A 9,883-nucleotide genomic window follows, 5' to 3' on the forward strand; every position below is an offset into this window, starting at 1 on the left:
GCTACGGTTTCTTGCGTTGCTGGCGTATGGTTCGCCGTTGCCTGATCCAGTCCCGGACCGCCTGACGGCGAGGGCGCTTCAGTGCCCACACGGCCCGCAGCATGTGCCATTGCAGCTGCCAGTAGCGGGTCGAGGCAAAACGCCGCATGCGTCCGTGTGTCAGCGTGGCGGCAATGATTTCACCCATGTAGCCGCTGCCGCGGAACAGGGTCACGTCATTGACAAAAAGACCGACGGCCTCGGGGTCGAGTTTTTGCAGCAGCCGTTTGGCCCGGGTGACTTCGCCGCGTCCGGCATGGTCAGCTTCCACCACCAGAAAAACCTGCCCCAGCTGTTCGGTCAGTATCTCGGCATCTGCACTGAGCAGGATGGGGGGCAAGTCCACCAGCACGTAATCGCAGGTTGTGGACCAGTACTGCATGGCGGTCTGTAGCCGGTCCAGCCGTTGCAGGCCGGTGCCGTGCTCTAGGCCTGCGCCAATGACCTGCAAGGACGTGTCTTGCTGCATGTAGGCATGCGGCAGTGCTTCCAGTCCGGCCCGGCCGGCCAGATAGTCAAGCAGTCCGGGAGAGAAGGATGAAAATCCGGCAAAAGGGCTGAAGGTATTGGCTTCTACCAGCAATACGCTGGCTCCCAGGTGCTGCAAGGCACGGGCGGTATCTAGAATGACGGTCGTGGTGCCGTTGCCTGCCGTGACCGACGTAAAGGCAAAAACATTGCGCTGGCTGCGGGTCTTGTTGCGTATCAGGGCCGAGGCAAAACGGCGGGTCTGTTCTTCCGCGTACAGGCGGGTCGGCAGGTCTTCCTGCCGGATCTGCCAGCCGGCGGCTGGAATGCCCAACAGCTTTTCGGCCTCGTTGACGCTGCGGATGCGGCGGCCAAGCATGTCGAGCATCACCGGAACAGCCACCATGACGGCGAAGGAGGCTGCCAGTAATGCCAGCAGCAGTTTGGTTTTGCCGATGCCCATGGGCAGGTCGGGTGGCAGCGCCGGGGTTACCAGCCGGACAAAGCCGATGGCATTGCGTTCGGTGTCGATATAGTCAAGCCGGTCCTGGACCTGCTTGAGCCGTTCGTTCTGTTCGGCAATCTGCCGGGTGAGCGACATGGCCTGCTGGAATTGCTGGGCAAAGGTCCCGGCCTGACCTTCCAGCTGGACAAGGGACTGTTCCAGTTCTTGTGTCAGCCGGGTTTTCTGGTCCAGGGTGGCTTGCAACCGGTGGAGGTAGTTTTCGCGGACATGCTGGTCGAATTCGTTTTCACGGGCTTGCAGCCGCTGGGCAAGCTCCCTGATTTCGGCCAGCGCCGGGCCGCGTGCCGGATGTTTGTCCTCCAGCCCGGCAATGGACTGGTTGAGTTGTTCGGTGCGTTTGGTGACCTCGTTACGGAGGGCTTGCAGGCCGTTGTCCTGCAAACGCATTTCCAGCAGTGAGCGTCCCATGTCGGTCGGTATTTCGCCACGCTCGTTAAAAGCCTGGAGGGCAGCTTCTGCCCGCCAGCGTTCGATTTCGGCCTGCTGGTATTTTTCACGTGTCTGTACCAGTAATGCGTCGTACGGATTTTCGGTGTGCTCGCTGAAAGTGGTCAGCCCCAGCTTGTCGGCCAGAGCCAGGCGCCCGGTTTCCAGGCTGGCGATCTGGCTGCGCAACCTGTCTGCACTGTTGCCCAGGGTGTCGAGGCGTTCGGCAGAACCATAGATCTGCTCGGATCTGGTCGTCTGCAAAAACGCCGACATGACTGCATTGACGAGCTGGTCTAGGTGGGCTTTGTTGGTGCTTTCAATGCCGATTCTGACCATGTAGGTGTCTGCGACCGGCCTGACATAAATCTTTTTTTGCAGCTGCTCGATGTATTTGCGCTCATTCAGGCCCGCTGGTTGCAGGTTGACGCCTTTGGCCTTTAGCAGGGCCAGTGCCCGCTTCAGGACATCGAAGCGGGTGACGGTACTGGAGAGCTGGTTGACGAATTCCCGGTATTGCGAATTGGACTGGAATTCGACTTCCTTGTCCGATTGCAGGGTTTTCATGTAGTTCGGCGAGACCTGGAACACCGCTTCGGCCGTATAGCTGCTCTGTCCGAAAATCCAGACCAGCGGCAAACCCAGCATCAACACCAGCAGCCCGGCAATCAGGCCGGCACGGGCATGCCGCTGGAAGCTGAGGAGTGGCTTGATGCCGATGCCCGGCAATGACTGGATTTCCATCTCATGACGATCATGTAGCAGAGACATGCTAAAAGGATAGATGACGGTGTGGCTTGTGTCCGGTATGGCTGGCTGAACCGGAGTCTTCGTTCCGGCAAGGAAAGTCGCGGGTTTGAACAGGGCAGGTTCAATGATCGAACTATTTCTGGCATTACTGGTTTTTCCGCTGCTGCTGCCTGCATTTTCCTTGTTGCTGCTGACACTGGCAGCACTGGGTGCGCGATATCCGGCCAGGCCGGATATCTCCTTGGCCTCAGGCCCTTTGCCCCGGGTGGCCGTGCTGGTACCTGCGCATGACGAATCAGTCCATGTGCTGCCGACCCTTGCCTGCTTGCAGGCCCAGCTGGGCCCGGCAGACCGTCTGGTGGTGGTGGCCGACAACTGCCGTGACGATACGGCGGAGCTGGCCCGTCAGGCTGGAGCCGAAGTGGTGGAGCGGCAAGACGAAAAACTGCGCGGAAAGGGCTACGCACTGGCTTGCGGGATTGAGTGGCTGCGGGCTGATCCGCCGGATGTGGTGCTGGTGATCGACGCCGATTGCGTGGTGTCTGACCATGCCGTGGCGGCCATTGCGGTCGAATGCCAGCGCAGCCGCTTGCCGGTCCAGATGCTGGATCTCATGCAGGCCGGACCTCAGGCCGGACTGAAACTGCGGATTCTGGAATTTGCCATGCTGATGAAAAACCTGGTGCGTCCGCTGGGAACCTTCCGGCTGGGGCGGGCCTGTCACCTGATGGGAACCGGCATGGCGTTTCCCTGGCCGCTGATTGCAAATGCCCGGCTGGCAGACGGTCATCTTGCCGAGGACATGAAGCTGGGTGTTGCCCTGACCAGGGCTGGCTTGCCGCCACGTTTTTTGGCCGGGGTACAAGTCAGCAGTGCCTTTGTGCGGGACAGTGCTGCGGCGAAAGTACAGAAATCCCGTTGGGAACACGGGCATCTGGCCACCATGCAGGAGGAACTGCCCGGTTTGCTGGCTGCTACCCTGCGCCAGCGCACGCCGGAATTGCTGGTATTGCTGCTGGATCTGCTCATTCCGCCGCTGGCGCTGTACCTGCTGTTGCTGGCCGGAGTGCTGCCATTGCTGGTGGTCATGGCCTGGTACCACGCTGCCTGGATTCCCGCTGCCATGCTGGGCGGGCTGGGCGGGCTGGCATTCATGCTGGCCGTTGGCCTGAGCTGGCTGTATTTCGGCCGCCAGCTGCTCAGCTGGCGCGAGCTGCTGCTTACGCCGCTTTATGCTGTATGGAAATTGCCGGTGTATGCCGCTTTTGCCATCCGGCGGCGATCAGCCTGGATTCGTACCCGGCGCAACGGGGAATGAAGAAAGGGATTCTGGTGGCCTGGGCCGGCGCGGCTTGATGACTGCCGGGACGCCAACGGCGATGGAGTTGTCGGGGACATCGCAAACCACCACGGCATTGGCCCCGATGCGTACATGGTTGCCGATGCGGATATTGCCAAGCAGTACGGCTCCTGCACCGATGTCGACATCGTTGCCGATCTGCGGAGCGCAGGGTTCTTCCGCCCTGGCAAGTCCGACCACCACGCCGTTGCGGATGCGGCAATCATCGCCAAAACGGGCAAAACCGCTGATGACGATACCGCCCGAATGTTCGATGACAAAGCGCTTTCCGACCGGTACTTCGCACGGCAATTCGATGCCGGTGATGATCTGTACCAGTTTGAACGCCACCTTGTAGAGCAGGGAAAAGGGCTTGCGGAGCAGGCCGGGCCGGATCGTGTAGCGCCAGCGGCCAAAACGGTATACCAGCAATGCCCAGAACCCTTGTGCTGCCCAGTTGCCCCGGTGTGCAGCAAGGTCGTGCCGGATGTTGTGGAACATGCAGGAGTCCTTGGTAGAGCAGCAGGGAAATTGCCTGGTTCGTTCATGTCATTCGTATCTGGTCTTTTTATACGATAACAGTCTGGTGTGTAGTACTTGGCCGACAGGGATGTCTCTTGATGAAATTCTCCGTTCTGTGCGCAGGCATGGCCGACCCTCATGCCGGGTGGGCTGCAATTGATGAGCTGGCAGAGCTGCTGGTGCATTACTTTGATGCCGAACTGCTGTCTCCGAAGCCATGGCCGTCTGGCTGGGGTTCTCGCTGGCTGGAGCGTATCCGTTCCCGCTATCAGCCTGTTGATACGGCGGGAGGGGATGTCTTGATGGTTGTGTGCCGCGGACCTGCCGACCTGGCGCTGATCAGTGCGGTTCCCGGTTGCCGGCGTCGTTTCCAGCGTATTCATGCATGGGTGACGGACAGCTATTTCCAGGCTGGTTTCGGACGGGATGCTGCGCTGTACGATGGCATCAGCGTGACTGCTGTGGAGGATGCGGCATTTCCACATGACCGTTTTGGCATTCCGGTTGTCCAGATATATCAGGGGGCCGATTGTCTGAAATGGGCGCCACGCCACATGCACGTACGGGACATTGACTTGATTGGTTATGGCCGTACGCCTCCCGGATACCAGACATGTTTTGCTCGTCGGTTTCATTCTGCGGCCTCGCCCTACCTGTATTTGCACTCTCCTGTCGGTCATGTCACGGGCAGCAGTGTCCATCTGGAGCGCGGGATGTTGTTCAAACTGTTGCAGCGCACCCGTATTTCGCTGGCATTTCACCTGTATGTAGAGCCACAAGGCCAGCGTCCGCGCTCAATGATGGTGACCAGTCGCTGGCTGGAATCCTTGCTGGCCGGCTGTATTGTGGCGGGCAGGCGGCCCGTGTCGCGTATGGCGGATGAAATGCTCTTCTGGCCGGGAGCGACTCTTGAACTGGCGGAGGAGCCTGAGCAGGCTGCGGATCAAGTGCAGTCTTGGTTGCAACATGACGATGACTGGCAAGCTCAACGCCGCTGCAATATCCACCACATGCTGTTGCATCACGACTGGCGCTGGAGATTGATGCAGATGTGTCAGCAATTCGGCTGGCCGGTGCCACAGGCATTACATGACGACATTGCCGGCATTCGAGAATTGGCCAAGCAATTTGCTTGAGCAAACTGGCTGCCTTGGCTCCTGAAACTGATGCTCTCCATGAGGTGAGCTGACCCGGATCTTCTTGGGCAATCCGGTCGGAGTAACCCGGCGTGACTCGGGTGGCAAGGCCCGGCTATTCAGCAAGGATCGGCTATCTCCACAGCCGCTCTGGCAACAGCACCCTGATGCACAGAACAATACGTACGGAAGATTCTGTAATCCTGAGGGGCTGCTCTGGCGCTCCTCTTCAGGCTGACGCTGCCGGATTGACGAGTTTCAGCTTTTTCATTCTGACCATCAGCGTGGTACGCGGAATCCCGAGTTCGCGGGCCGCTGCGGCGACATTGCCATTGAGGCGTTCAAGCACTTCGCTGATCAGCCGGGCTTCGACCTGGGCCAGCTGCAGTTTGAGCGGACGTCCGTCAGCCAGCGCCGAAGGACCGGCCCGGGGCACTTCCAGCGGCCCGGTACAAAAGTTGATGGACGAGAGCAAACCGCTGTCCTGCGACAGCAGCAGGCTGCGGCGGATGACGTTTTCCAGTTCGCGCACATTGCCCGGCCAGTCGTGCTGCATCAGCTGGGCGAGTGCCGCGTCGGCGATGCCGGTGATGGCACTGTTCAGCTCGCACGCGTCGCGGGCCACAAACCGCCGGGCCAGCAGGGCAATGTCGCTGGGGCGCTCGCGCAGCGCCGGGATGGTGATGACACCCACGTTCAGCCGGTAATACAGGTCTTCCCGCAGGCGGCCGTCACGGATGGCTTCCAGCGGGTTCTGGTTCAGGGCGGCCACCAGGCGAACATCTGCCTTGAGGGGGCGTTCGGCCCCCAGCGGCAGATAGGTGCCATCCTGCAAGACCCGCAGCAGCTTGCTTTGCAGAGCCATGGGCATGGAGTTGAGCTCATCAAGAAACAGCGTGCCGCCGTGCGCCAGAGCGAACAGGCCTTTCTTGTTTTCGGCACCGGTGAATGCGCCGCGGGTCGTGCCGAACAAGGTGCTTTCCAGCAGGTTTTCCGGAATGGCCGCACAGTTCAGGCACAGCATGGGCTGGCCGGCGCGCGGGCTCATGGCATGGGCACGGCGGGCAAACAGCTCCTTGCCGGTGCCGGTTTCACCCTGGATCAGCACCGGCAGCATGCTGCGGGCAAAACGGTCGACAGCGGTGATCTGGGCCAGCAGCGCAGGATGCTCCCCTACGATGTCCGGCGGCGCGGCATGGTGGCCAAGGTGGGCTGGCGCGGCCGTGAGCATCTTGCCGATTTCGATGGCGCCGATCAGGTCGCCCTTCTGTCCGTACAGCGGAATCGCACTGTGCAGGTAATGCAGTTTTTCGCCACCGGTGCCGCTGTAGGCCTGATAGCTGTCCACAAACCGGACGCCATCCCGTATGCAGCGCAACAGCGTGCTGTCTTCCTCCGTGAGCCACGGATTGATCTCCAGCACATGCCTGCCGAGGATCTTGTCTGCATCCTGGCCATCCATCCGGGCGCTGGCCCGGTTGTAGTAAACGAAGCGGCCGGCCTTGTCGACGATGGTGATCGCCTGATCCAGCGTATTCAGTGCTTCACCAAGGTTGCGAGCGAACCAGTCAATCTCTTTCATGGCACGACCTGTCCTTTTTTTGACATGTGGCCTGAGCACACTTTGTGAACCGGCATGTCCGTTTTTTGACGCCTGTCAGGAAACTGACATGCTCATCATGGATTTACGCTTGTTTGGCGTCTTAAACGCCATGGTTTGATGATTTTATCGATAAAACTGCCGGTTTTTTTCTGGTTGAAAGAATAAAAACCGGAAAAAGCTGGCACGCTTATCGCTATGTGGTGTGGGCAAGCAGTTCACTCTGACATCTAAAGGAGCCACACCATGTTCAAGCACATCATCGCCCGTACCCCTTGCCGTGCCCTCGTTGACGGCCTGTCTGCCTCCAACCTCGGCAAGCCGATCTACGAAAAGGCACTCGAGCAGCACAACACCTATATCCGTGCATTGCAGACCTGCGGTGTCGACATCACCATCCTGCCTCCGGCCGAGGAGTTTCCGGACTCGGTTTTTGTCGAAGATCCGGCCCTGTGCACGCCGCACTGCGCCATCGTCACCCGCCCGGGAGCCGACAGCCGCCGTGGTGAAGCAGCCCTGATGGAGCCGGTACTGAAACGCTTCTACGAGCATGTGGAGCGCATCGAGGCACCGGGAACGCTGGATGCCGGTGACGTGATGATGGTGGGCAACCACTACTACATCGGTAACTCGGCCCGCACCAATGCCGAAGGCGCCCGCCAGCTGATCGCCATTCTGGAGAAGTACGGCATGACCGGTTCGGTGGTCGAGATGGAGGAGGTGCTGCACCTCAAGACCGGTCTGGCCTATCTGGAAAACAACAACCTGATGTGCGCCGGTGAATTCCTGACCAAGCCGGAATTCCAGAAGTACAACATCATCGAATTGCCGGAAGACGAGATTTATGCAGCCAACTGCATCTGGGTCAACGGCAAGGTGATCATGCCCTCCGGCTACCCGAAGACAGCCGCCAAGATCGCCGCCCTCGGCTACGAGGTGATCGAGGTCGATACCTCGGAATACCGCAAGGTGGACGGTGGTGTGAGCTGCATGTCGCTGCGTTTCTGACGAGGCGCGACCGACACCATCCGTGAGTGACTGGGGCCGCCTTGGCGAGCAAGCCGGGCGGCCCTTTTTTTGTTCAAGGGGAATGAACGATGAGCGGGTCACAACAGAAGAAACTGGGCACCGTTGCGATGACTGCACTGGTGGTCGGCGCCGTGGTGGGCAGCGGCATTTTCAGCCTGCCGCAAAACATGGCCGAAGGGGCGGGGGCCGGTGCGATCCTGATCGCCTGGGCAATCACCTTTGTCGGCATGCTGGCCTTGACTCGGATTTTCCAGTGGTTGTCCGTCAACCGGCCGGATATCGGTGACGGCGTCTATGGCTATGCCCGCAACGGGTTTGGCGATTACATGGGCTTCAATGCGGCCTGGGGATACTGGATTTCGGTCTGGGTGGGCAATGTCGGCTATCTGGTGGTGATGTTCAGCGCGCTGGGATCGTTTCAGGCGCTGGGATTTTTCGGCAGCGGCAGCACCTTGCCGGCCTTGCTGTGCGGCCTGACCGTGCTGGCAGTCATGCATGGTTTCGTGCTGCGAGGTGTGCAGTCGGCGGCATTTCTCAACATTGTGGTGACCATTGCCAAGATCGTGCCGCTGGGGCTGTTCATCCTCTGCGTGCTGCTGGCCTTCAAGGTCGAGAGTTTCCGGACGGATTTCTGGGGCAGTCCGGAGCTGGGCAGCGTGGGCGATCAGGTGAAAAACACCATGCTGTATACCGTGTGGGTGTTCCTTGGCATCGAGTGTGCAACCGTGTACGCCAGCCGTGCGCGTGACATGGCCACGGTGAGCCGCGCCACGATCCTCGGGTTTTTAATCACCATCCTGCTGCTGGTCTGCGTGTCGGTGCTGTCGCTGGGGGTGGTGCCGCAAGAACAGCTGGCGCAGATGAAAAATCCGTCAGCCGCAGCGGTCATGGCCATGGCGGTGGGGCCGTGGGGCGCCGTCCTGATCAATGTCGGGCTGATCCTGTCCGTAGGCGGAGCCTTGCTGGCCTGGACGCTGATTTCCAGCGAAATGCTGTATCTGGCATCCCGCGGCGAGCACAACACTGCGCCGCGCTGTTTTGGCAAGCTGAACGCCAACGGTACGCCGGCCAATGCCCTGTGGTTGACCAACAGCCTGATTGCACTGTTTCTGGTCATCAACCACCTGAACGATGCCGGCTACAACATCCTGATCCAGCTGGCTTCGTCGATGGCCCTGATTCCGTATCTCCTGTGCGCGGCCTTCGGCCTCAAGCTGGCGATCAAGGCCGAGGTGCGCAACACGACCCTGATTGCGCTGACGGCACTGGGTACCGGCTACGGCCTGTGGCTGATCTATGCCGGGGGCCTGTCGTTCCTGTTGCTGTCGATGATCCTGTATGCGCTGGGGCTGGGTTTCTACGCCAAGGCCCGTCTGGAGCGTGGCAAGCCGGTTTTTGAGGGCATGGCCGACAGGATCTGCGCCGGCGCGGTGGTGACGCTGGCAGCCTGTGCCCTCTATCTGGTAGCGCACGGCAACTTCAGTCTCTAGACATCATTTGCCCGGCCCGCCTGATGATGTGCCCTTGGCCGGTATCTGGTCCGGGGCACGTCATCCCGGGTGGGGCTGGAGCCGGGCAAGCGTGGTCCGGCGTGAGGATGGACGGTCGTGTCAATCCAGGCGCAGCCTGCGGCACAATCGCAGACGGATTTTTCCGGTACCTAGCAGAAGGATTGATGCACACTTGCCGGCGTCCGGAGGAGGGCAGGAACAGGGTGCGTCCCCGGTTTTCCCTAGACGCACGGTGCCGGGTCACGGAGGGATGCCGGAACGAAGCAAGGGCATGTGTGTTGCCCGTGCAGCAGATTGTCCTGACAGCTGCGAAATTTTGCAGCTTACTGTTGACATGACATGCAACGAAGCACATAATTCGCCTCCTCGCTGATCTGCGCTTTGTCGGATTGATTGACCGGGCGGTTGGTCGGTGGGTAAAACAACATCGTTGATGTTTGTTCGCACCCGTAGCTCAGTTGGATAGAGTATCTGGCTACGAACCAGAGGGTCGGGCGTTCGAATCGCTCCGGGTGCGCCAGCTGTCCCCATCGTCTA

Annotated in this window: 7 protein-coding genes and 1 tRNA gene; 5 read left to right on the top strand and 3 right to left on the bottom strand. The window is 60.1% G+C overall.

Annotated elements, in window-relative coordinates:
• Nucleotide 1: 1 nt before the first annotated feature.
• Nucleotides 2-2,203 (bottom strand): GumC family protein, encoded by a 2,202-nt coding sequence (locus tag G542_RS0112995; RefSeq protein WP_027824340.1) that lies wholly within the window; start codon nucleotides 2,201-2,203, stop codon nucleotides 2-4.
• A gap of 130 nt (nucleotides 2,204-2,333) precedes the next feature.
• Between G542_RS0112995 and G542_RS0113000 the strand changes: the two genes are divergently transcribed.
• Nucleotides 2,334-3,527: a glycosyltransferase family 2 protein gene (locus G542_RS0113000; RefSeq protein WP_027824341.1), complete on the top strand. Its 1,194-nt coding sequence runs from the start codon at nucleotides 2,334-2,336 to the stop codon at nucleotides 3,525-3,527.
• On the opposite strand, the gene G542_RS19670 is transcribed toward G542_RS0113000, so the two are convergent.
• Nucleotides 3,492-4,049: a serine O-acetyltransferase gene (locus tag G542_RS19670; protein WP_027824342.1), complete on the bottom strand. Its 558-nt coding sequence runs from the start codon at nucleotides 4,047-4,049 to the stop codon at nucleotides 3,492-3,494. The two genes, G542_RS0113000 and G542_RS19670, sit on opposite strands and share 36 nt — an antisense overlap.
• A gap of 119 nt (nucleotides 4,050-4,168) precedes the next feature.
• On the opposite strand from G542_RS19670, the gene G542_RS0113010 reads away from it, so the two are divergent.
• Nucleotides 4,169-5,206: a glycosyltransferase gene (locus tag G542_RS0113010; protein WP_027824343.1), complete on the top strand. Its 1,038-nt coding sequence runs from the start codon at nucleotides 4,169-4,171 to the stop codon at nucleotides 5,204-5,206.
• 229 nt (nucleotides 5,207-5,435) lie between these two features.
• Here G542_RS0113010 and G542_RS0113015 read toward each other — a convergent pair whose 3' ends face one another.
• Entirely contained in the window at nucleotides 5,436-6,788 is a 1,353-nt protein-coding gene (locus G542_RS0113015; RefSeq protein ID WP_012696323.1) for a sigma-54 interaction domain-containing protein, read from the bottom strand.
• 264 nt (nucleotides 6,789-7,052) lie between these two features.
• Here G542_RS0113015 and ddaH point away from each other — a divergent pair, with 264 nt between their 5' ends.
• From ddaH to G542_RS0113030, 3 genes are all read left to right on the top strand, one after another.
• On the top strand, nucleotides 7,053-7,814 hold the full coding sequence (ddaH, locus tag G542_RS0113020; protein ID WP_012696324.1) for a dimethylargininase: 762 nt from the start codon (nucleotides 7,053-7,055) through the stop codon (nucleotides 7,812-7,814).
• 89 nt (nucleotides 7,815-7,903) lie between these two features.
• Nucleotides 7,904-9,325 (top strand): basic amino acid/polyamine antiporter, encoded by a 1,422-nt coding sequence (locus G542_RS0113025; RefSeq protein WP_012696325.1) that lies wholly within the window; start codon nucleotides 7,904-7,906, stop codon nucleotides 9,323-9,325.
• Between the two features lie 464 nt (nucleotides 9,326-9,789).
• Nucleotides 9,790-9,866, top strand: a tRNA-Arg gene (locus G542_RS0113030).
• Nucleotides 9,867-9,883: the final 17 nt, after the last annotated feature.

It is taken from the genome of Laribacter hongkongensis DSM 14985 (assembly GCF_000423285.1).
GTDB classification, from domain to species: Bacteria; Pseudomonadota; Gammaproteobacteria; order Burkholderiales; family Aquaspirillaceae; genus Laribacter; species Laribacter hongkongensis.

What these genes read in the sequence shown, in the direction of transcription:
- G542_RS0113000 (WP_027824341.1), top strand. Translation starts at nt 2,334, where the DNA reads ATGATCGAACTATTTCTGGCATTACTGGTTTTTCCGCTGCTGCTGCCT.
- ddaH (WP_012696324.1), top strand. Translation starts at nt 7,053, where the DNA reads ATGTTCAAGCACATCATCGCCCGTACCCCTTGCCGTGCCCTCGTTGAC.
- G542_RS0113010 (WP_027824343.1), top strand. Translation starts at nt 4,169, where the DNA reads ATGAAATTCTCCGTTCTGTGCGCAGGCATGGCCGACCCTCATGCCGGG.
- G542_RS0113015 (WP_012696323.1), bottom strand. Translation starts at nt 6,788, where the DNA reads ATGAAAGAGATTGACTGGTTCGCTCGCAACCTTGGTGAAGCACTGAAT.
- G542_RS0113025 (WP_012696325.1), top strand. Translation starts at nt 7,904, where the DNA reads ATGAGCGGGTCACAACAGAAGAAACTGGGCACCGTTGCGATGACTGCA.
- G542_RS19670 (WP_027824342.1), bottom strand. Translation starts at nt 4,049, where the DNA reads ATGTTCCACAACATCCGGCACGACCTTGCTGCACACCGGGGCAACTGG.
- G542_RS0112995 (WP_027824340.1), bottom strand. Translation starts at nt 2,203, where the DNA reads ATGGAAATCCAGTCATTGCCGGGCATCGGCATCAAGCCACTCCTCAGC.